General features: G+C 61.2%; 19 protein-coding genes and 2 pseudogenes. 12 read left to right on the top strand and 9 right to left on the bottom strand.

Annotation, left to right across the window (positions count from 1 at the left end; genetic code table 11):
- Positions 1–64: 64 nt before the first annotated feature.
- Together AC244_RS05875 and AC244_RS05870 are read right to left on the bottom strand one after the other, a co-directional pair.
- A complete protein-coding gene (locus tag AC244_RS05875; protein WP_053247877.1) occupies positions 65–1,042 on the bottom strand; it encodes a FecR family protein in 978 nt (325 codons plus the stop codon).
- Entirely contained in the window at positions 1,039–1,563 is a 525-nt protein-coding gene (locus AC244_RS05870; protein ID WP_053247876.1) for an RNA polymerase sigma factor, read from the bottom strand. Before AC244_RS05870 ends, AC244_RS05875 begins: the two co-directional genes overlap by 4 nt.
- Before the next feature lie 594 nt (positions 1,564–2,157).
- On the opposite strand from AC244_RS05870, the gene AC244_RS05865 reads away from it, so the two are divergent.
- The 5 genes from AC244_RS05865 (at position 2,158) to AC244_RS05845 (ending at position 6,572) form a co-directional block, all read left to right on the top strand.
- The gene (locus AC244_RS05865; protein WP_234716856.1) at positions 2,158–2,421 is read left to right on the top strand and encodes a hypothetical protein; all 264 of its coding nucleotides are present in this window, start codon (positions 2,158–2,160) and stop codon (positions 2,419–2,421) included.
- 104 nt (positions 2,422–2,525) lie between these two features.
- Entirely contained in the window at positions 2,526–2,909 is a 384-nt protein-coding gene (locus AC244_RS05860; protein WP_053247874.1) for a hypothetical protein, read from the top strand.
- An 87-nt stretch (positions 2,910–2,996) separates the two neighbouring features.
- Complete coding sequence (locus AC244_RS05855; RefSeq protein ID WP_053247873.1) at positions 2,997–3,671, top strand: response regulator transcription factor; 675 nt, start codon at positions 2,997–2,999, stop codon at positions 3,669–3,671.
- Entirely contained in the window at positions 3,668–5,137 is a 1,470-nt protein-coding gene (locus AC244_RS05850) for a sensor histidine kinase (RefSeq protein ID WP_053247872.1), read from the top strand. Before AC244_RS05855 ends, AC244_RS05850 begins: the two co-directional genes overlap by 4 nt.
- Before the next feature lie 193 nt (positions 5,138–5,330).
- Positions 5,331–6,572, top strand: a complete 1,242-nt coding sequence (locus AC244_RS05845; RefSeq protein ID WP_053247871.1) for an adenylate/guanylate cyclase domain-containing protein — start codon at positions 5,331–5,333, stop codon at positions 6,570–6,572.
- Positions 6,573–6,633: 61 nt separating this feature from the next.
- Here the strand turns inward: AC244_RS05845 and AC244_RS05840 are convergent, their stop codons facing one another.
- The gene (locus tag AC244_RS05840) at positions 6,634–7,272 is read right to left on the bottom strand and encodes an alpha/beta family hydrolase (protein ID WP_053247870.1); all 639 of its coding nucleotides are present in this window, start codon (positions 7,270–7,272) and stop codon (positions 6,634–6,636) included.
- Between the two features lie 127 nt (positions 7,273–7,399).
- On the opposite strand from AC244_RS05840, the pseudogene AC244_RS05835 reads away from it, so the two are divergent.
- Positions 7,400–7,681, top strand: a pseudogene (locus AC244_RS05835) (low affinity iron permease family protein); the annotation flags it as partial.
- A gap of 43 nt (positions 7,682–7,724) precedes the next feature.
- On the opposite strand, the gene hutC reads toward AC244_RS05835, so the two are convergent.
- Both hutC and AC244_RS05825 read right to left on the bottom strand, forming a co-directional pair.
- Entirely contained in the window at positions 7,725–8,480 is a 756-nt protein-coding gene (hutC, locus tag AC244_RS05830) for a histidine utilization repressor (protein WP_053247869.1), read from the bottom strand.
- A 672-nt stretch (positions 8,481–9,152) separates the two neighbouring features.
- Positions 9,153–9,332: a hypothetical protein gene (locus AC244_RS05825; RefSeq protein ID WP_053247868.1), complete on the bottom strand. Its 180-nt coding sequence runs from the start codon at positions 9,330–9,332 to the stop codon at positions 9,153–9,155.
- Between the two features lie 403 nt (positions 9,333–9,735).
- Here AC244_RS05825 and repA point away from each other — a divergent pair, with 403 nt between their 5' ends.
- From repA to AC244_RS05805, 4 genes are all read left to right on the top strand, one after another.
- A complete protein-coding gene (gene repA, locus AC244_RS05820; RefSeq protein ID WP_053247867.1) occupies positions 9,736–10,932 on the top strand; it encodes a plasmid partitioning protein RepA in 1,197 nt (398 codons plus the stop codon).
- Between the two features lie 3 nt (positions 10,933–10,935).
- The gene (repB, locus tag AC244_RS05815; RefSeq protein WP_053247866.1) at positions 10,936–11,940 is read left to right on the top strand and encodes a plasmid partitioning protein RepB; all 1,005 of its coding nucleotides are present in this window, start codon (positions 10,936–10,938) and stop codon (positions 11,938–11,940) included.
- A gap of 155 nt (positions 11,941–12,095) precedes the next feature.
- Positions 12,096–13,400 carry a plasmid replication protein RepC gene (gene repC, locus AC244_RS05810; protein ID WP_053247865.1) on the top strand — a complete coding sequence of 435 codons (1,305 nt, stop codon included), beginning with the start codon at positions 12,096–12,098 and terminating at the stop codon, positions 13,398–13,400.
- A gap of 1,628 nt (positions 13,401–15,028) precedes the next feature.
- A complete protein-coding gene (locus AC244_RS05805; protein ID WP_053248377.1) occupies positions 15,029–16,183 on the top strand; it encodes an RHE_PE00001 family protein in 1,155 nt (384 codons plus the stop codon).
- Positions 16,184–16,474: 291 nt separating this feature from the next.
- Here the strand turns inward: AC244_RS05805 and AC244_RS05800 are convergent, their stop codons facing one another.
- Positions 16,475–17,629 (bottom strand): amidohydrolase, encoded by a 1,155-nt coding sequence (locus tag AC244_RS05800; RefSeq protein WP_053248376.1) that lies wholly within the window; start codon positions 17,627–17,629, stop codon positions 16,475–16,477.
- Between the two features lie 226 nt (positions 17,630–17,855).
- The gene (locus tag AC244_RS05795) at positions 17,856–18,884 is read right to left on the bottom strand and encodes an NADP-dependent oxidoreductase (protein ID WP_053247864.1); all 1,029 of its coding nucleotides are present in this window, start codon (positions 18,882–18,884) and stop codon (positions 17,856–17,858) included.
- A gap of 89 nt (positions 18,885–18,973) precedes the next feature.
- Here AC244_RS05795 and AC244_RS37435 point away from each other — a divergent pair, with 89 nt between their 5' ends.
- Positions 18,974–19,138, top strand: a complete 165-nt coding sequence (locus tag AC244_RS37435) for a hypothetical protein (RefSeq protein ID WP_202596057.1) — start codon at positions 18,974–18,976, stop codon at positions 19,136–19,138.
- Between the two features lie 35 nt (positions 19,139–19,173).
- Here AC244_RS37435 and AC244_RS38820 read toward each other — a convergent pair.
- Positions 19,174–19,545 (bottom strand): annotated as a pseudogene (locus AC244_RS38820) (NAD(P)H-dependent oxidoreductase); the annotation flags it as partial.
- A gap of 98 nt (positions 19,546–19,643) precedes the next feature.
- On the opposite strand from AC244_RS38820, the gene AC244_RS05785 reads away from it, so the two are divergent.
- Positions 19,644–20,537, top strand: coding sequence for a LysR family transcriptional regulator (locus AC244_RS05785; protein WP_053247862.1), 894 nt, complete (start codon positions 19,644–19,646; stop codon positions 20,535–20,537).
- Positions 20,538–20,559: 22 nt separating this feature from the next.
- Here the strand turns inward: AC244_RS05785 and AC244_RS05780 are convergent, their stop codons facing one another.
- Positions 20,560–21,384 carry an IclR family transcriptional regulator gene (locus tag AC244_RS05780; RefSeq protein WP_053247861.1) on the bottom strand — a complete coding sequence of 275 codons (825 nt, stop codon included), beginning with the start codon at positions 21,382–21,384 and terminating at the stop codon, positions 20,560–20,562.
- Between the last annotated feature and the right edge of the window lie 2 nt (positions 21,385–21,386).

Genomic DNA, 21,386 nt, shown 5'->3' with positions numbered 1-21,386 from the left:
AGGCCGGGTCTGGTGGTTGGACGAACGAGGCGCCGCTTCAGGGACACCTCGCCTCGAAATTTTTTTAGCGCAGGATCGTGGCGTAGGGCCCGATCCGGGTGACCTTGATATCGAAGGCTTCGGCAAGACCTTGCAATGCCCTGACGGGATCGGAGAGATCGAAGCTGCCGGACACCCGTCTGGCGCCGACAGCGGCGTCGGCGATCAGGATCGTGCCCGGCACGTAGCGCCCGATTTCCTCGACGACCGACGCGATGGTGCGTTCCTCGAAGATCAGACGCCCGTTCCGCCAGGCGGCCGCCAGCAGCGGATCGATCGGCTTCATATCGCCGAGCCCGCCCTGATGGTTATAGCTCACCTGCTCGTTGACCTCGACGCGGCGCGGCGCCGTCGCCGTGCCGGTGGCACCCGACCCCGCGTGCTCAAGCCCGGTGACGCTTCCCCCGTCGTCGGCCAGATTGACGTCGAATGCCGCCCCGGGCGCCGTCGCGGTTCCCGCCCCCGCCTCGACGACGAAGGGTCTGTTCCTGTCGGCCGCGACCTCAACGAATGCCTCGCCGCGCAACAGAACGATCCGACGTTCGCTGGCGGTGAACTCATAGGCAACGGCCGATTGGGCGTTGAGCTGCAGCGTCGAGCCGTCGTCCAGCCTCAGGATCGGTCTTTCGCCCTTGCCGGCAATGACGTCAGCCCGCATCCACATCGCGCCGTCGAGCGTTAGGAAGGCAGCGGTGCCGGCAATGAGGACGGCAGCGAGCGACGAAAGTGTCCTTCGACGATTTCCCGGCGCCCTCGCCGCTCTTTGGGCGAACTCCGGCTCGCGCCGGATCAACAGCGTCGCATCGCCGACCGCCCGCCGAGCCCGTTCAAAAATCTCGGCATGCAGCGGGTCGTCTGCTCGCCACCGTTCGAAGGCGAGCCGCAGCTCTTCATCTCCAGGCTCGCCGGTCAGGCGGACGAGCCAGTCCACCGCCTGTTCGCGCACGCGTTTTTCAAGCGCCTCGCGGTTGGTTGGCGGATGTCGTCCGTCGAGCGCGGTCACGACGCGTCCTCCAGGCGGTCCAGGCAATGCAGGTAAGCCTTGCGCAGGTGCCGGTCCACCATGTTGCGGCTGATGCCGGTGCGCAGGGCAATTTCGTCGGAGGTCAGATTGCCGATGCGGCTGGCGAGGAACACCCGCCTTCGCTGCAGCGACATCTCCATGATGGCGGCCTTCAGGATCGACAGCCTGCGGCGAAGATCGATATTCGCATCGGGAGCAGCGATATCGCTCGCAACAGTCAGGGCTTCTGCCTCGCTGCCGGAGAACAGCTTGAGTTCAAAGCGGTCGCGTCGCAGCCAGTCGATACCAAGATTGGCGCAGGCACGGCGCAGGAAGGCCTTCAACGAGGATTTGCCTTCAAGCGATGTCCGGCGGTCCACCAGACGGACATAGAGTTCGTGAACGACCTCGTTTGCCGTTGCCGGTGCGTGACCGCGCCGCCGCGTCATCGTGCAAAGTTCGTCGTAGTAGGCCACGATCGCGTCGTCGAGCATCAAATGCGAAGCGGATTTCTCTGACATGTCTGTTTTCAGGACCGATCCGGGCCGGCCGGCGGGAAGAAGATGGACGGCAAGGCGCCCGCGAAAATCCGGCGCCGGCGTTCATTAACGTGTCCTTGCTGCGCAGACAACAAATATGAGAATAAAACTCATCTTTTGTCACAGCACGCCTGTTCGCCCCTACCCTTTGCCTTTCTGCTTCGACACACGAGCCGCAAACAGCCTCGAGGACGCCCCGCCAGCATCGGGTCATGAACATTTAGCCCCTCGACACGCGTGGCCGAACCGACCCTGACACTCGGTGCTTTACGGTTTCCTTATTCCCAAGCCGCGTCTTCCCAAGCGATTTTCTATGTGCGCTCGGGTTAGGCTCTGTGAGTGGTTGCCGCCGCCCTTGGATGATCAGTGGTGACCAGCGAAACGACGGCCGAGAGCACACTTGAACGCCGTTGCCATGCTTGCGCCGCTTTCGGGTGGCTTGAGACGCCCGCCTTTCTCTTTCCCGGCATGCGCGCCCGCTAGCGGTGCCCGACAGGCGAAGCGAGACCCTATGACGAGTACCAGACGATGAAGATAAAAAACGCATTCAAGCTCGCGCCGAAGCAGAGCCGGAGATTGCCCACCGAATATTTCACTTTGGCGAATGTGCGTTTTGAAGGACAGGTCGTCGGATATCTCGCCGGGCGGCCGATCCGCGAAACCGCTACCGACGGCGGCGGGCTTCGATACCGGTTCGTCGGTGTGGCCGCGCGTAACGCTGCCGGAGGGCCGGACGTACAGTCGCTGCGCAAGGGCGAGTGGATCGTTCAACCGGGATTGGTCTATGCCAGCATCGACGACGCCCCTGCCTCCATTGCTCCCGCGGACCGAGCCGCCTGATAACCACCGGTCGGTGCCGGCCGCGACGCTCGAAGGTGACCGCAATGTCTATGTAATCTTCGCAGATTAGCTCCGGGGCAGACAATTCGAACCCGGGATCGATCATGCCCTTCTGCAATGCGCGCAGCGCCTTCGCCGTCATCGCCACCACCGCAGCCGTCGTTCTGGCCGGTTGCGCCTCCACCGTCATGAAGAACTATATCGGTCAGCCGGTGGAATCGGTCATCATCGATTACGGCCCGCCGACGGCCGTGCTTGACCTCGGCTGGGATCAACGCGCCTACCAGTGGCGCAAGATCTCGACCAACGTCGTTTCCGGTTCAACCAGCGGCGAGATTCGCGACACCCGGCGCGGCCAGCGCTACGAAGAGACCGTGACGCCGGGCTATGTCGAGGAGCAGGAATGCTTTTACACATTCTACGCCCGCCAGCAGGGCGGCCGCTGGTACGTCACCAACTTCCGTCAACCGAAGCTCGAATGCGAGTGAGCGCTTCAACTCGCCCCCGATTTGAGAAATGATGCATTCGATACCGCGGTTACGGACCTTCCGTCGCCGCATTCAGGAGAAATCGGCATGCGCATCCTGCTGCTAGAGGACGAGCCCGAAATGGCATCGGCCCTGAAGGCTGCACTCGAGCGTCGACAGGTGATCGTCGATCATGTTTCGACGCTCGCCGATGCCGAGGCCGTGGTCGAGCTCTGGTCCTACGACGTGATCGTGCTCGATCGCCGCCTCCCCGACGGCGAAGGCCTGAGCCTCATTCCTAAACTGCGTGCGTTGCGCGTCGAAGCGCCGATCATGATGCTGACGGCGCTCGGCGCCATCAACGACCGGGTCGCCGGTCTCGATGGCGGGGCCGACGACTATCTCGCCAAGCCGTTTGCGGTCGAGGAGCTGATGGCGCGGCTTCGTGCGCTCGGCCGCCGCCCCGTCACGCTCAAGTCCGACCAGACCATGGTCGGCCGCCTGACCTACGATTTCCGCCATCGCGAAGCGGTCGTCGACGACAAGCCGCTCGACCTGTTGCGGCGGGAAAGGCTGGCGTTGGAGGCGCTGATGCGCCGGCCGGGGCGCACCGTCCTGCGCGCCACGCTGGAAGATTCCGTCTACGCTATGGAAGACGAGATCGATTCCAATGCGCTCGATTCTCACCTCTCGCGGCTGAGGCGAAAGCTCGACGAGGTCGCAGCCGGCGTCGAGATCAGGGCAATCCGCAACCTCGGCTATCTCTTGCGCGCCACGGCATGAGAAAACCCCGCCCGCGTTCACTTCAATGGGTCCTGGTCCGTCGCCTCATCCTGCTGCAGGCGGCGACCTTTGTTGCCTTCATCGGCCTGCTGGTCGCGATCCTGACGATTGCCCAGCCTCGGCTGATCATCGACAACGAGGCGGCCATAAAACACCTGTCCGAAGCCGTAGCCCGCGACGAGAACGGCGACCTCATCGTGCGCGACACCGAAGAGCTCCGCGCGTTCCGGGAAGATTTCCCCAATCTCTGGTTCGTCATCCGCGATGCCGACGGACATATGGTCCGGCAAGGCAGCATTCCCGCCGCCTATGAAGCGGCTGGCGGAGAGCTGTTGAAGAATATCGGCCGCGCGACATTGCGGTTTGATCAGGGCGATCGGAGGCCGGAAGCCGCGTTCGCCAATGTCGACACCGACGTCGGCCGGGTGCAGATCCTTGCCTCCTCGATCTCGTCACGCGACGAGAACGATGGCCTCGAAGTCGAGATCAACGTGGATGTCGAGATGGCGAAGGATGCCAACGGCGATCCCGAGTGGCTGCGCGTGCTGCCGGTCCTGGCGCTGCTTATCCTTTGCCTGCTGTCGCCGATCATTCTGGTGATGGGCGTCGCCACGCTAGTCACAACGCCGGCGGTCGTGCGGCGGTCGCTTGCCGGTCTCGTTTCAACGGCAGACCAGGCGGGGCGGATCGATATCGACAATCGCGCGGTGCAGCTCGAAACGGCCCAGGTTCCAACCGAAATCGCGCCGATGGTCCATGCCTTCAACAATGCACTTTCCCGCCTGGACGAAGGCTACGATCAACGCAATCGGTTCCTGACTGACGCTGCCCACGAGTTGCGTACGCCGATCGCCATCCTTCGCACCCGCGCCGAACTGCTGCAGGAAGATCCGCAGAGTGCGCGGCTCCGCAAGGATATCGAACGGTTGTCGCATCTGACCCAACAGCTCTTGGACCGCCAGGTGCTTGAGCACGGCATGGGCACCCGCGAGGTCGTTGATCTCGTGGCATTGGCCAAAACGCTTGCTGCCGACTTCGCGCCGCTTGCTTTCGAAGCCGGCTACGAACTGGCCTTCGAGGCGAATGCGACGCAGCCGGTGCCGGTCAGCATTCATGTGCAGCAGATCGAACAGGCGGTCGCCAATCTCCTGCGCAATGCCGTCGAGCATGGTAGCAATCGCGGAACGATCACCGTTCTGGTCGATGCCCGCGGCGGCATCGAAATCCACGACGAAGGCCCCGGTATTCCCGAAGATGAGTGCGAACGTGTCTTCGAGCCCTTCTATCGCCTGCGCCCGCGTTCGAGCGGCGCGGGCCTCGGGCTCAATCTGGCCCGCGAGATCGCCCGGCTGCATGGCGGCCGCATCGATATCCTTTACGGCTCGTGGTCCGGCGCGCGGATACGGCTGCAATTGCCAATGCTCGACGCAAATCATCCCGCGGCGCTCTTAACCGCCACCGTCTGAACAGCGCAGAGCGACACGTGGAAAGCCGAACCGGCACCGGCGGCTTGAAGCAACTTTTCAGATCACTTTTCGCCTTGGGCCTTATCAAGGGTCGACCGATGGTCCACATATGTCTCGGCGTTTCGAGGTCAGCGTTCTCCGGAGCTTCCGCTTCGAGAGCAGCAAGGCCGTCAGAACAGAATGGAGAATTGCGATGCAGACTTCATCCGAGGCAATGGCCGGACCGCTGCATGACAGCGGCGCCCGTCCCATCGACAGCAAGGGAATTCTCGACTGGCTGGTCACCGAGACCCGCGACCAGCGCTTCGTCGACAATATCTTCGTGGATCTGTGCGAACGACTGGTGGAAGCAGGCTTGCCGCTTGCGCGAGCGACGCTGCATTTCCGGATTCATCACCCGCAATGGCTCGGCGCCCGAATTCTTTGGCGCAAGGGTCTGTCGGAGGCGGATATCCGCATGTACGACTACGGCGTCGAAGACACGTCCCAATACCTCAACAGCCCACTTTACGCCATCAACAATGGCGCCAGCCAGGTTCGCAAGGACCTTGAGGCAGGGGCCGACGGTGAGGTGCCGAACTCGCTCTATGACGAGCTGCGTGCCGACGGTCTCACCGACTACCTCGCCTTGCCGCTGGAACACACGCTCGGCAAGCGCCATGTCGTCACCTTCGCCACCGATCGAAAAGGCGGCTTCGAGGCGGGACATATTGAGGTTCTCGTCGGTCTGTTGCCGGTTCTCGCCCTTGTCAGCGAAATCCGGCTGAAGAACAGGATGGCGCGAACGTTGCTTGAAACCTATGTCGGACCGCATGCAAGCGAGCAGATCCTTGCCGGCGCGACGACGCGTGGAAGCGGCGTGACCGTCAGCGCCGCAATCCTGATCTGTGACCTTCGCGACTTCACCAAGCTATCCGACCTCTGGCCGCGGGACGACGTGATCGAGCTTCTCAATGGCTATTTTGACGCCATGTCCGAACCGATCGAGCGGCATGGCGGCGAGATCCTGAAGTTCATGGGCGATGGCCTGCTGGCGATTTTCCCGCTCAGCAACGCTCAGGCCTGCGAAAGCCTGCTGCTGGCGATCGGCGAGGCAGAGGCCGCGATCGCCACCCTGAACCAGGAAAACCTGGCAAGGGGGCGCGAAGCCCTGGGCTACGGTATCGGCGTTAACGTCGGCGATGTGATGTACGGCAATATCGGCTCGCGTCGGCGGCTCGACTTCACGGTGATCGGACCGGCGGTCAACATCGCTTCACGTCTGGAAAACCTGACCAAGCAGGCGAAGCGCCCGGTGCTGCTATCACGCGCCTTCGTCGAATTGGCGGGACGCACGCGCGAAATGGAGCATCTGGGCACCTTTCCGGTGAAAGGTCTCGACGACCCGATCGACGTCTTCGCATTTTCGTCGGGCACCGCTCAAGCAGCGGAATGATCGGATTGGACCTCGATCCTCGATAACCGGACGGCCTTCCCCTCGGGAAGGCCGCAGCCATTCACTTCAGTCGATCGCCCGCCCAGCGGGCGACGGTCTGTGCCATCGTTTTCAGGTGATCCGCGGCTGAATAGCCGGATATCGTCTTGCGCGGTTTGAGATCGTGGTCGCCATCTTCGAGCCATAGGAGTTCTATCGCGTCGGACAACAGGTATCCGGGAACTTCCTCGCGTGTACCGAATTCGTCCCGCGTACCCTGGCAGATCAGCGTCGGCGTCTTCAACGCTTCGAGGTGCTTGGTCCGCAACTGATCGGGCTTTCCCGGTGGGTGGAAGGGATAGCCAAGGCAAAGCAGGCCGGTGATTTTTCCTTCGGCATAGAGCTCGTCGGCAACCATGCTGGCGACGCGTCCACCCATCGATTTGCCACCGATCAGCAATGGACCGGTCGCGCCGATGGTCGCCACGGCCGCCTTGAACTCCGGGTTTAGCGTTTCGGCGCGCGGCGGCGGCTTGCGGCCACCCGACCGACGCGCAGCCATATAGCCGAATTCGAACCGGGCGACACGAAAGCCTTCGGCAGCAAGCGCCTTGGCTGAGGCGGTCATCGAAGCCGAATCCATCGGCGCGCCGGCGCCATGCGCCAGCAAGATGGTTACGGGCGCGTTTTGTGGCCCATCGAACAGCATGGTCTTCTCCATCTCGCTACCTTCTGGCCTAACGCCACCAAATTGCAGGCTCATGTCAAACTCCGCGCCAGCGGCCTGTCGCCGCTTGCGACTAACGTGCTTCTACCATGTCGAGCGCCGTCAGCCACGGGTGCCCAGCAACACCGGGACGACGATCATCCCATTTCTGATGGTCTTCGTGCTCCAGAATTCCCAGAACCGCGACAGCACCGCACTCAAAGCCAAGCTCGACGAACTGATCCTGACCAGCTCAGCCGAAAACAAATATATCGGCATCGAGAAGCTGGAAGAACATGAGCTGGACCGGCTAACGGAATTGCTGAAGGAGCATGCGCAGGACGCGCACGATCACGCGCTTCACCGCAAGATTTCGAATGCCGTCGGCAAGAAGCGCAAACGGCGAACCGATCCGGCGGCGTGAGGCGACGCGCGTCGTGCCTCCCCTAACCGCCCGACGCATGCATCTAACCAAGTGGACTTGGCGCGAATTGTGCCACCAATTCATGCCGATCACCCGGGTAGGTTAATCTGACATGGGTAACCGGGGCGCGGCCGCTCCAGGTCCGCCGCTCGATGACGAGACAAGCCGCCCCTGTCGAGATGTCGAGCGCCTGCGCTGCACTGCGCCCTGCCGCCACGGCCCGGATGCGATGCTCAGCCGTGCTCCACGGCACCTTTCCCAGCAACCACGAACCAGGCGCCGACGTCTCGAAAAGCTCCGTCTCTGCCTCGGGAACGGCCGCCAGGCTGATAAGCCGCTCCTCGAAACAGAAGGGCCGGCCGCCTGCGAAATGCCGGCAGCTGACCTCGAGCAGTCTCGCAGACGGCGGCAGGTCAAGCCGACCGGCATCCCTTCCCTCGGCCTTGCGGATGCTGCGCTCATCCAGATGGAAGCTGTAATCCAGCCCAAGGGACTGAACCTCCAGTTTGACATCGTGGATTTCCATGACCGCCGACTGCACATGCGGAAAGGTGACATAGCTCCCGGACTTCCGCCGACGCTCGATCAGTCCACGTTTGACCAACTCCGTCAGCGCCTTGTTCACAGTCATACGCGAGCAACCATATTGCTCGGTCAACTCGTGCTCGAACGGGATACGGTGGCCAGGCGGCCACGCGCCGGAGAGAATATGACCTTCCACATCCCCGAGGATTCTCTGGTGCAACGAAAGCGACTGAGGCTGGTTGCCCGTTTCGTCGGCTGGCTGATCGCTCGGAATGTTGGCACCCTCAATGGTTTGCTGTTGCCGGCAAGCTTAAACATTTCCCAGCTTCGCGACAGCCCTCCCCTCACCCTTTCCTGTTTTTCCACCAAAGCTTCCCAGCCGCCGCATTACCACGGGAACGCCGCAGCTTGCGTAATCGGCCGTCAAAGGCACTTGCCAGGATCCACCCAACCGCCAATCTCGCTCCAGCGGCAGCCACCGCCCGACACCGGCCGGTGGCTGCTCCGCGGTCCCACGCCTTGCGTCGCCTGCCGGTGACCCATCTAACACATTGTATTTTCTGGCGTTTTTGTTCCGCTTCGAATCTCCTTTCGAAGCGGAATGTTCGCTGCCGTCGCCGAGCTGGCTCGAGCTCGTTCTTGAGCAGGAAACGCGCATGGGCAGTTGACAGCTGTCAACGTTGACGGCCCAGCGTATCGGCGCTCCAAAGAGCGGCGCCACAGGCCATGGCTTCACGACAAGCAGACACAACTAAGCCAAGGCCAACGGCATGCCGTGCAAAGTGCACAGCGGTTTTGGGATAACGACTTGTCCAAAAACAAGAGCTTAATGCGCCGCAGCGCATCTGAACGATCGCGGCGCGCTTTACCGTGGAAGCGAAGTTCACTTCAGACCATACGCAGCGGTAGCGCCGACCACCGCACGTTTTTGAGGGCAGCGTTCGTATCAGTAAAACAGATGCCAAGGCGTTAGAAAGGCTCGGGCCCATTCCTGGTCGCGCTCGCGTTCACGATCGTCCGCCGGCTCCCGAGGCGTCACTTCGATGCGCGGCTTAACCGACTGTACGACGGCCTTCGGTGCTGGTGGCTCGAGGTAACCAAGTGTCATCCCACCGAGATAGAACATGCTGCATCCCTTCCAGTCCGTCCGACACGATCGTCGTTGCATCACGATCTTGCCACAATTCACCTTCCTGTCAATAGTACACTAAATCCATATTCTAATAGCGTGCGTCTGGAGCCGGTGAGCGAGGCAGCCAAGGCAACGTCCTTTTCCCGTTCATCTCCAAAACAAACACGCGCGCCGTTGCATTTTTGGTGTTGGAATCGCATCCACATGATAGCAGTCTGGTCGGCCATCACATGAGTTGTCCGCGGACAACTGGTGCCGGCTGCGCCCCTCCCCGCTCATCGAAGCGACAAGACAGCCGTTCGGCTATCCATTTGTACATTCACGCCGAATCGGATCATAGTGCATCTGCGCATATTGCCGCGATATGACAATTTTTGCGCAGTTTTTGGAGAGTTCGATGTTGCAGCAGAAAATTCAGGGCCTCGATGTGCAGGAGCATTTGCCAACGCTCCTGGCTGCCGATGCCTTGGAACTTGCGCACCAACTCCAGCAGCATCAGAAGAAAATCTTCCCGCCGCAAGCGCAAAAGACATTACGACTTTTCAGCCCAGCTGAGGCGGCAGCCTTCATCGGGATCGCGGAAGGCTACTTGCGCCAGATCGCGTCGGAGGGTCACGGCCCCGAGCCGTTGTCAAACGGGCGTCGCATGTATGCGATCTCCGACATCGAGCGCATTCGCCGTGTTCTGGACGAAGGCGGTAAGTCGGGAAAATACATTCCGCATCGCCGCGGCGACGAGAGGCTGCAGGTCATCTCGGTCATGAACTTCAAGGGCGGATCGGCGAAAACGACGACCTCGGCGCATCTTGCACAATATCTCGCACTTCGAGGCTACCGGACACTGGCGATCGATCTCGATCCGCAGGCATCGCTTTCGGCCCTGTTCGGGCATCAGCCGGAGCTGGACGTCGGCGAGGCTGAAACGATCTATGGCGCCATCCGCTACGAAAACCCGCGACCGATCGCAGAGATTGTCCGTTCCACCCATCTGCCCAACCTGCACCTGATCCCCGGCAACCTCGAACTCATGGAGTTCGAGCACGAAACGCCGAAGGCCATGACCAGTGGCTCGGCAGAAACCATGTTTTTCGCGCGTATCGGCGACGTGCTTGCCGATATCGAGAGCTTTTACGACATCGTCATCATCGATTGCCCGCCGCAGCTCGGCTTTCTCACCATGTCGGCGCTGTGCGCGGCGACATCGGTGCTGATCACCGTGCACCCGCAGATGCTCGACGTCATGTCCATGTCCCAGTTTCTCTCAATGACCAGTGAGTTGATGCGCGTCGTCGAGAATGCCGGCGGTCGGACGAGCTACGACTGGATGCGCTACCTCGTGACCCGGTTCGAGCCGAATGACGGCCCGCAAAGCCAGATGACCGGATTCATGCGGTCGATCTTCGGCAACCGCATGCTCCACAATGCCATGGTCAAGTCGACAGCCGTTTCCGATGCCGGCGTGACCAAGCAGACGCTCTATGAAGTGGAACGCTCGCAGTTCGTCCGCGGCACCTACGATCGCGCGATGGATTCCCTGACGCTCGTCAATGGCGAGATCGAGGAACTCCTACGCAAAGTGTGGGGAAGGAAGTAAGCCATGGCCCGCAAGAACCTGATCGGTGTTTCAGACAGCCCGGCCACAGACGGCGAGGATGATCGTCCGCTTGCCGGACGGCCAATCGTTGGTCTCAATCCCGGCCAACGGCCATTGAGCCCGATCGGCGGCATCACTCGATCCCTGTCAAACATTACGCAGAAAGTGGAGCGCGCTCAGGAGCTGGAACGCCAGCTCGCCGAGGGCCTGGCAATTATCGAGCTCGATCCAGCCCTCGTCGATGCCTCCTTCGTCGCAGATCGCCTTGGCGTCGCAGCCGAAGCCGAGCAGTCGCTTCTTCAACAGATCCGGGATCACGGACAACATGTGCCTATCCTGGTTCGACCCCATCCGCGCGAGGACGGGCGCTACCAGGTCGCTTACGGTCACCGTCGTCTTGCCGCCACGCGTGAGCTTGGCAGCAAGGTCAGGGCTGTCGTTCGCGACCTCAGCGACGAACAGCTGGTGATCTCGCAAGGGCAGGAAAACAGCGCCCGCACGGACTTGTCCTTCATCGAGCGGTCGCTGTTCGCCACCCGTCTCGAAGACCGCGAATTCTCGCGTGACGTCATCATGTCGTCGCTGGGCGTCGACAAGGCGGCCCTGTCGAAGATGATTGCCATTGTCCGCCGGCTGCCGGTCGTCGTTATCGAGGCCATCGGCGCCGCACCCTCCATCGGGCGGCGGCGGTGGACGGAACTCGCTGATCTCATAGGAAACGATGACAAGCTCGCCGAGGCCCATGAGTTCGTGCGTCGTTCCGAATTTCTGGCCCGGGACAGCGATCAACGGTTTGAGACGCTCTTTTCCTTCCTGAGCACCGTCAAGGCCAGGAGCCAGGCAGTTGCTTGGGTAGCGCCGGATGATACGCGCCCCGTGCGCATCCGAGAAACAAACAGCGAAACCACGCTTTCCTTCAACAGGAAGGTCGCGCCGGGTTTTGCAGATTTCGTGAGGCAGAGGCTCAAATCTCTGTACCTCGAATTTCAAGAGGAAACAGGAGACTAACAGAGCAAAAGAAAAAGGCTTCCGAACGACTAGCGCTGCGGAAACCCTTCTCTCGTGTAGCAACTAGAGAATCCCATTTCCGCGAATCACTGTCAAGCGTTTTCAGCGTCGTCTCGGCGAACGGACTTCTTTTGCCTTTGAAAAGGTGAAGAAAGATGGAGCGTAGAAATGTGACGACGCCCTTTGGGCGGCGCGCGATGACGCTTGGCATGTTCGCAAGCCAAGTCATCGCGAGCGAAATCGATTCGCGTCAGCCGATCGATAAATGGAAACTGTTTCGTACCGTCTGCGAAGCCAAGGCTGTCGTCGGCGTGTCCGATCGTGCCTTGGCCGTGCTCAATGCGCTGCTCAGCTTCTATCCGAAGGTCGAGCTGACCTCAGGCAAAGGTTTGGTGGTATTCCCGTCAAACAACCAGCTCGCGCTGCGCACCCATGGAATGGCGGGCACGACGCTGCGCAGGCATCTGGCTGCATTGGTGGAGGCCGGCCTCATCCTTCGTAAGGATAGTCCCAATGGCAAGCGTTATGCACGCAGGGACAGCAAGGGCTCGATCGGCGATGCCTTCGGGTTCGATCTGTCGCCGCTGCTTGCACGCGCCCATGAACTACAGACCGCCGCAGCCGCAGTCGCACTGGCCCGTCAGGAGGAGCAGCTCGCTCGCGAGCGTCTCAGCCTTTGCCGTCGCGATCTTACCAAACTCATCGACGTGCTGCGCGAAACCGATGGAACGTCTGAGTGGAGTGACTTTCAAAGTCGTTATCTGCTCGCCGTCAACACTCTTCCAAGAAAGCCTGGTCTTGCTGAAATCGAGCCTGTGCTCAAGCAGCTCGACGCTTTGCGCGTGGAAGTGCTCAACCAATTGGAAAAACAGTTAAATCTTGAGAAAACGGCCACCAATGATAGCCAAAATGGCTGCCACATACAGAGTTCACATCCAGACTCTTTTACTGAATCTGAACAGGGCTTTGGAAGTGAAGCAGTGGCGAGTTTGAGCGCGAGCCGGAGCAGCAATGTGCCCGTGGTGCAGGTAAGTCAGCGGGAGGCAATTGCAACGGATGCTGCCTCTCATGCAGAAATGCCGAAGTTGACACGAGATGAAGTGCATCGATCTACCCAAGCGTTCCCGCTCGCAACGGTGCTGAAAGCTTGCCCTGACATCGTCGATTATGGTCCGGGCGGTCAGGTGCAGTCCTGGCGCGATCTGATGCTGGCTGCAGTTGTGGTTCGCTCCATGCTCAATGTCAGCCAGGGAGCGCATGATGAGGCTTGCCGGGTACTCGGTCCGGAAGTGGCCGCGGCCGTGCTCGCATGTATTCTGCAGCGCTCGCCGTACATCACGTCCGCCGGTGGTTACCTACGGGACCTGACACGTCGGTCTCTTCGGCAGGAATTTGCAGTTGGACCCATGATCATGGCGCTGTTGCGAGCCAATACCGGCGATATCGCGTTAGCCAGCTAACCTAGGGCAACTCGACTGTTTAGACAGACGTTGACAGCTGTCAACTGCAGCGGGCTGCGCGCATCCCTCAGCAATCAAGGCCGAGCGAGAGGCCGCGAGGTGGACTGATGCCGAGTTCCGCGGGGTGAAAGCTAAGCACTGTGCCTCGAACAGCGTTGCTACCGCGATAGGTATTCTTAGGTTTTCCTCCCGTGGTGGGGACATTGTGATCCCGGCAAGCCGTTGCTCCTGACGAGTGCCAAGGACGTAGTGCAAGCTAAATGGCCAATAATTTCGTCCACCGAGTTTCCCCGCTTGGGGGCACAAGTTAACGGCCTAACAGTGTGGCGTTTTAATCATCGTCTAACCAGCAACCTTCGGCGAACGCAACTCTCACAGGGAACGACGATCTCTCCGCAGAGCATGCAGAGTAGCAGTTGTTCCTGCCAAATTCGCGCGATCACGATGCGAGCATCCGGTGGTGAGTTGACAGCTGTCAACAGTATCGCCCGCGGAAATGCACTTTTGCGGTCGTCTCTAGGCTTGCCTGGCGCAAGCACGCGGAGTGTCGTTCTGCGAACGACCGAGATGTAGACAGCTGTCAACTTATGGACGGGCCTTGCCCGGTGCCTGAAAATCGCGCGCCACTCGATTGAACAGCAGAAATAGATATAAGACCCGATGGGGTCTACACCGCGGGTTGACTATATGGCAACGAACTGGTTTGCGGGGTTAGCCGAGACAGCCAGAATTGCTGGGGCACGTAGCTTTCGCGAACGTCTTCCGATCGCAGAACGCAGGCAAGTGGGCGACGATGGCGGGCGATATGTCCCATTCTTGGCGCTGGACGGCCAGCCAACTTAGCCAGGCACTGTCACTACCAACTGCGAACCCTCAATGTTGGGAATGCTTGTCTTCGGGTAAAACGCACGCTGCTACCGTTTGTCAGAGGTTGGAAGTATCACACGTGCCACCTGTGATTATCTCGATCGTGAGTTCTTTGGATAGCCAGACGACGCGCTTCTTGTCCGATCGGGTGGATATCTCGGCGGTCACACCGGGGCATTCCTCGTATGGGTGAGGCGGGGAATGAACATGCGCCGGGACCGATGACGACAGTGCAGGTCACGGGGCTGTGCGTCGGTCGGCTAGAGGAGGGCGGGGTGCAGTGGCGGCGGCATCGCCGAGGCTAGTATCCAACTGCCGCATCGTTGCCGGTTGACAGCTGTCAACACGTGGGCTCTGTCGGCTCCCGACCTGCGATGCCATGCGGGTTTATGGCTTCTTCAAGGACGTGTCGTCTGGTCGCGATGCTGCCTGACCTGACTATGGTCTTCGACCTCTAAAAGACTGCGCGGCCGCCTTTCGGCCTGTTATCGGAATGGAAAGGAAATGTTGCTATGTTGGTGACGCTGGCCTTCATGCGTTGCGAATGGCCCTCAAGAGCGTACAATGGCATGGTCAATTTCGCCGATTCGCGCCCATTTTGCGCTCAGTTGAAGCGCGGAGAGGGCCAGTTTAGTCCTCCGCATTGACCGATGCAGAAACCCGACGACAATCACCGTGGTATCCGCTAAAACGACACCTCCCATGTGTCGGAAGGAAAACATGCGTTTTCTTCCGTTTGCCAGAAATAGCGTGTGATTGTAATGCGATACGACATCCCGGATTTGCTCCTGCAGACGCTGTTTTCCGCGACGATCGAAGTTGAAGATCGCCTAGCGCGGCTGGATGAGCGCGCCGGTCGCCATCCCGTTGCCGAGGGCTTTCGCGAGCGTGGGCAGTTCTTCGATGCGGCCGGTGCCCTCTGGGTCGCCGGCGAGTTGGTTCATGTCGAGGACCTGGTGCTGCATGATGCGCATATGGACGCCCGCGCGCCGACGCATGAGTTGACGATTGCGCACGCAGTCTTGCGCGCCCGCCGGAGGATCTGGCTTTCAGAGCCGGATTGGGCGCTGTCGACCGCCGGCCTCGCTGTCCTTCGCGGAGAGCAGGGGGGTGGAGAGACACCACCAGGCGAGATCGACCGGGACGTTTCGTCCGGGGCTGCGGATGAGGACGATGTCGTCGCTGACGGCGATGACGACGACAACCCGCTTTCCCTTGAGTTCGCGGAGATCGACGCGGCGATCGCCCGATCGCAACGTTTGCTGGATGAACAAACCGGTGAGTTCGGCGACAGTGGGTTTGGCGGGCTGGAGCGCCCGTCCGCCTCAGAGCCCAAGGGGCAGTTGGGCCTGCTTTTCGATGACGAATGGGACGAGGGCGTGCGGCTCGACGCGTGGCGATCGTTGATCCCGGCGGTGGATCGACTGCCGGCCTGTCTCGGTGCTGCGATCCTCTTCGATGCCTGGGAGCAGATCGAGCCGCTTCGCAGGCAGCATTGGCTGGGCGGATTGCTCGTTGGCGCCTACCTGCGCGCGCGCGGCAAGGTGACCTCGCATTTGCTCTGCTTCCATACCGGCCTAAAGACAATCCGCCACGAACGGCGTCGAGCGAAGGATCAGGAGGTGCGGCTCAAAGCGTTTCTGGAGGCCCTGGTTCTCACTGGCGAACTTGGCCTCAAGGAACTGGATCGACTGTTTCTTGCCAAGACCCAGATGGAAATGCGCGTGCGCGACCGTCGTTCAAACAGCAGCCTGCCAAGCCTGATCGAGCTTCTGCTGTCCCGGCCGATCGTTTCCGCCGGACTGGTGGCACGCCATGTCGGCGTCACCCAACGGGGCGCACTCAATCTGGTTCGGGAACTCGGGGCCAAGGAAATGACGGGCAGGGGGCGTTACCGCGGCTGGGGCATACTTTAGCCGGTCAAGCAATTGCGCGATCGGCAAACGTCCTTGCCCATAATATATCAGCTCGCCGCGGTCTTATGGGTCAACGCGGGCGACGGCTCGCGATCGGTACAATGAGGTTGCGACAGACGACGACCGGTCGGTGCAAAGGGCACGGACGCCGCGCGACGTTTTTCCGGGGTGAGGCCGCCGCAGCCGATCCGGATCAACAGCCGTCGATCCTGATCTCGCCCGCAAAAAATGCTAACCGGTGCTGATCGCCGCGGCTGCTGTGATGCGGCCCCGTCGGCTCCCCGGCGGCGATCAGCCGAGCAGGTTACGGATCGTTCGCATGAATGCGCGCGCGCCCACCTCGATTAGTGCATCGGGAAAATCATAGTCCGGATTGTGCAGGCGAGGGTGGTTCTCACCTGCCCCAAGAAAGAACATTGCCGAGGGGGCGACACGGCCGAAAAGGCCGAAATCTTCCGACGCCTTCATCGGCAGCGCCGTAGGGCCTGCGTGCTGGCTGATCCCTTCGTCGCCAAGAGCGCGGCGCAGCTCGTGGACTGCCGCCGGTGCATTGCTGCAGTGATGGAAGATGTCTTCGTAGCTGATCGACGACGTGAGGCCGCTTGCCGTCGCGTGTTTACGGACCAGCGCTTCGGCGCGCTCCACTAGGCCGCCCATTCGCTCGTCTGTCAGCGTGCGCAATGTTGCCCAGATCTCGGCATAGCCGGGGCTGATGCCGAAGGCGGGTTCGCCGAGGCGCGCATGGGTCACGGTCACCAGCGTGAAATCGGCATTGAGCGAACCGCCAGCGCCAAGCCCGGTCAGCTCGCCCAAAAGGTGAGCCATGGCGAAGGTCGGCGCGATGCCATCCTCGGGGCAGGACGCGTGCGCCGTCTTGCCGGAAAGCGTGATCTTCATGCCGCGCGATGCACAATTGACCGGGCCTTCCGCCAAAGCGACGTGACCCAGTCGTAGGCCGGGAAAGTTATGCAGCGAAAACACGAAGTCCGGCTTCAGCGCCGCGAATTTCGGGTCAGCCAATACGGCCGCGGCACCGGCGCCGTTCTCTTCGGCGGGTTGGAAAAGCAGGATCGCCCGTCCGCATGCCGGCCTTTTGTGAGCGAGCCCTTTGGCGAGAGCCATCAGAATTGCCGTGTGGCCGTCATGTCCGCAGAGGTGTCCCTTGCCGGCGATTTCGGATCGGTGGGGTACGGTGGAAAGCTCCTCGATCGGCAGGGCATCGAGTTCGGCGCGGATCATCACCGTCGGACCGTCGGCCGTTCCCTGATAGATGGCAGCAATGCCGTGTCCGCCCAGGTCGGTGACGATCGCGTCCGGTTCGCCCGGCCGTAGTGCCCGTGCGACCATCCCGGCTGTCTCGACCTCTTCGCCCGAAAGCTCCGGCTTGCGGTGAAGCTCGCGTCGAAACGTGATGATCTCGTCCAGTTCGCCACCATTCAAAAACATGCCCAGCATCCCACAGCAGAAAGTATGCCCGCGGCGCCGCCGATCGAGCTTTGATATCGGCAGGGAATGTGAAGGCGCGCTCCGGCTGTGTCCAGCCATGAAGATACAAAAGACGGGTATGTTCGCGTCGCTGCCGCGCCTGGTGCCGCCTGCAGGTCGGTCGACGTTCTCCACCGCGCTGGGGGATAGGCGGTGGAGACGACGCGGCGAACCTCTGGACTTTGCGTTACCTTGACAAGGCGGCGTCCGTCGTCAGGCGCACCAGCATCTTGCCGTGGTTTACGCCGTTGAAGAGGTCGATGAAGGCGGATGGCGCATTATCGAGGCCGTCGACCACGGTTTCACGGATCTTGACCTGTCCCGCTTTCAGCCAGCCGATCATATCGCGATTGAAGTCCGCTGAGAGGTCGAGATGATCCGAACCGATGAGACCTTGCAAACGAATGCGTTTTTCGATGGCGGCGAAGATGTTCGATGGCCCTGCCTGCGGCTGTTCGGCATTGTAGCCGGAGATCATTCCGCAGAGCACAAACCGCGCATTGACATTGGCGATCGCCAGCGCAGCTTCCAGATGTTTGCCGCCGACATTGTCGAAGTAGATGTCGATGCCTTCCGGGGCCGCCTGCGCCAGCGCCGCAACCAGATCCGGCGTTTCGCGGTAGTTGATAACGGCGTCAACGCCCACGTCGTCGACGAGCCACTTCGCCTTGTCGGCTGAACCAACCGAGGCAACGACACGCAAGCCTTTGCTCTTTGCGATCTGGGCGACGATGCTGCCGACGGCACCGCTCGCCGCAGAAACGAAGATCGTTTCGCCCGCCTTGATCTCGGCAATCCGCATGAGCCCGGCATAGGCGGTCAGACCGGGAAAGCCGAGCGCGCTCAGATAGGTCTGCGGCGCGATGCCCGTGTCGGTGATCTTGGTTGCGCCATCCGCTGCGACGATGGCGTGATCGCGCCAACCGGAGAAGTGCACCACTCGATCACCAATGGCAAATGCAGGATCGTTCGAACGTTCGACGACGCCGACGACCGCCCCCTCCAGCGCTTCGCCGAGCTTGAACGGAGGGATATAGGTTTCGCGATCGACCATGCGGCCGCGCATATAGGGGTCGACCGACATCCAGGTGTTGCGCACAAGCAGTTGGCCGGGCGAGGGCGCTGCCAACGTCGTCTCGACAAGGTCGAAGTTTTCGGGGGTCGGCAGGCCAAGCGGCCGGCTCTTCAGGCGGATTTCGCGCGTGGTGGTACTCATTGTCGTTCCTTTCGTGAGGGAGGTTGATTGGGGAAGGAAGATCAGGAAGCTGTTGCGGGAATGCGGGTGCTGTATCCGGCGCCGAGCGCTTGCCCGAGTTCGAAGGCGGTCGCGAGGTTGCGCGGACGGGCCGCGCTGTCGCCATTTTCGACGTCGAGAAACAGATGCGTCTGCAGGTCGCGAACGCCGCTGAAACGGAAGATGCCATGCTCGATCTGCGCGGCGATCGCCGTGCGGTAGCCTGCTTCTCGTAAGCCCCGGGCTTCGATCCGCCTGTAGCGATCAGGCGAACGGACTTGGTCGCGAGCGGCCCTGAAAATCGGTCTTGCGCACCAAAGGCCCAGCCGTTGGTGAATACCCGGTCGATCCAACCTTTCATGACGGCCGGCATCGACCACCAATAGATCGGGAAGGCGAGAACCAGGACATCGGTGCGCTCGATCCGCAGCTGCTCGCGACGCACATCCTCCGGAACCGGTTCCTCGTTGCGATAAAGCGCCAGATCATCCTCCGTCATCCGAGGGTCGAAAGCCTCGCCAAACAGATCGGCTCGTTCGACGGCGGGCGTGGCATGACTTTGCACGCCCGCGAGGTAGCGCTCCGCCAAGGATGCCACGAAGGACCGGCTGCTCGGATCGGCTGTTATGACGAGAATGTGCATGACTGATTTCCTGTCTGGTGTATGGCGCTATACAATCAGGCAGCAGATCGATAAAAAAGTTCGATTTTTCGCGCTAAATCATCGAATGGATAGATGGAATGTCGCCACGTATTTCCCTGGATCAATGGAAGGCGCTGGTCGCCGTGGTGGAGGCCGGAGGTTTCGCGCAGGCGGCCGAAGCGCTCAACAAGTCGCAGTCGACCGTTAGCTACGCGATCCGGCAGATCGAGGAGCGTCTGGGTGTTTCGGCTTTCGAGATCGAAGGCCGCAAGGCCCTGCTCACGCGCCAGGGCCATGTTCTCTACCGGCGCGGCAAATCGCTCGTCGATGAAGCGCTAAGGCTTGAGCGGGCGGCGCGAAACCTCGCCAAGGGCCAGGAGCTGGAACTTCGCCTTGCGGTCGAGGGGCTATTTCCCACCTGGCTACTGCTGCGTTGCCTCGATCAGTTCGGAGCCGAACACCCGGAGACGCGCATCGAGCTCTTCGAAACCGTCATGGGAGGCACGGACGAACTGTTACTCAAAGGCGCCGTCGACCTTGCCATCTGCGCCGATACTCTTCCGGCAGGCCATAGGGGAGAGGTGCTGATGCGCTATCGGGCAATCGTGGCGGCCGCGCCGTTCCATCCGCTGCATCAGATCGGCCGCGAGTTGGCGATGGAGGATTTGAACGGGCACCGCCATCTCGTCATCCGCGACAGCGGGTTGCAACGGGTGCGCCATAGTGTCTGGAACGTGACCGAGCAGAGGCTCACGGTCAGCCACAAATCGACCTCCATTCGGGCGGCCTGCATGGGCATGGGCTTTGCCTGGTATCCGGAAGACTGGATCCGCGAAGAACTGGCCGCAGGACAGCTCAAGCCCCTGCCGCTCAAGGAAGGGGCGGAGCGATGGGGGGCGATGTATCTGGTCTATCCCGATCCGGATGGTGCCGGACCGGGTGCCCGCCGGTTGGGAGATATCATCCGGCACGAGGCACGGGGCATCGCCTAAGACGCGGCCCGAAGCTGGACAATTATCTTCGGGCGCCGCCGACGAGCGAGATCGAGCGCGCCGCGGCGGTCACCAGCGGGGCAAACCGTTCTTCCGTTTCTTCCGGCGTGTAGCGACTGCGCGATACCGCGATGTTGATCGCGCCGTAGGGCGTGCCGTTGGCATCGAGCACTGGTGCTGCGATCGACAGGTCGCCATGGAAGTATTCCTCGAAGGCCGTGGCATAGCCCTTGGTCGCGGATTGTTTCAGCTTTGCCTTCAGTGCGTCGATGTCCCATGTCGTATGCGGCGTAAACGGGTAAAGGTCCGATTTTTCGAGAATCGCATGCGCGGCGTCCTCCGGCAGGCCCGAGAGAATGGCGATGCCCGGTGCCGTGCAATAGGCCGGCAGCCTCGTGCCGGTGATGACGTCGTTGTTGAGAACGTGACGGCTCATGAAGCGCGACACGAACACGATGTCGGTATCGTCGAGCACGGTCAGGTTGACCGTTTCCTCGGTCGCTTTGCTCAGGTGCAGGAGATAGGGCATGCCGCGCTCAACGAAGCCGCTGGCGCGGGTGTAGTGATAGCCGAAATCGAGCGCCTTCACCGTCAGCTCAAAGCGCTTGGTGTCCGGGTTCTTGCCGAGATAGCCGAGCTTCGCAAGCGTATGCGTGAAGCGCTGGGCGGCGCTCATGTCGAGCCCGGTTTCTTCCGCGATCTGTGACAGGCTGAGGTTCGGCCGGCGACCATCAAAGGCTCTCAGAACCCTGAAGGCCTTCTCGACCGACTGCACCAGCAAGGGGTCGCGGTCTTCTCCCGACGTTTCGTTTTCTTCTGCCGCAGCCTTGTTCGCCTTGCGCGCCATGT

The organism is Ensifer adhaerens, assembly GCF_001270265.1.
Taxonomy (GTDB): domain Bacteria; phylum Pseudomonadota; class Alphaproteobacteria; order Rhizobiales; family Rhizobiaceae; genus Ensifer; species Ensifer adhaerens_B.
Note: the sequence above shows the minus strand (reverse complement) of the source record. Positions and strands in the feature narration are given on the sequence as shown.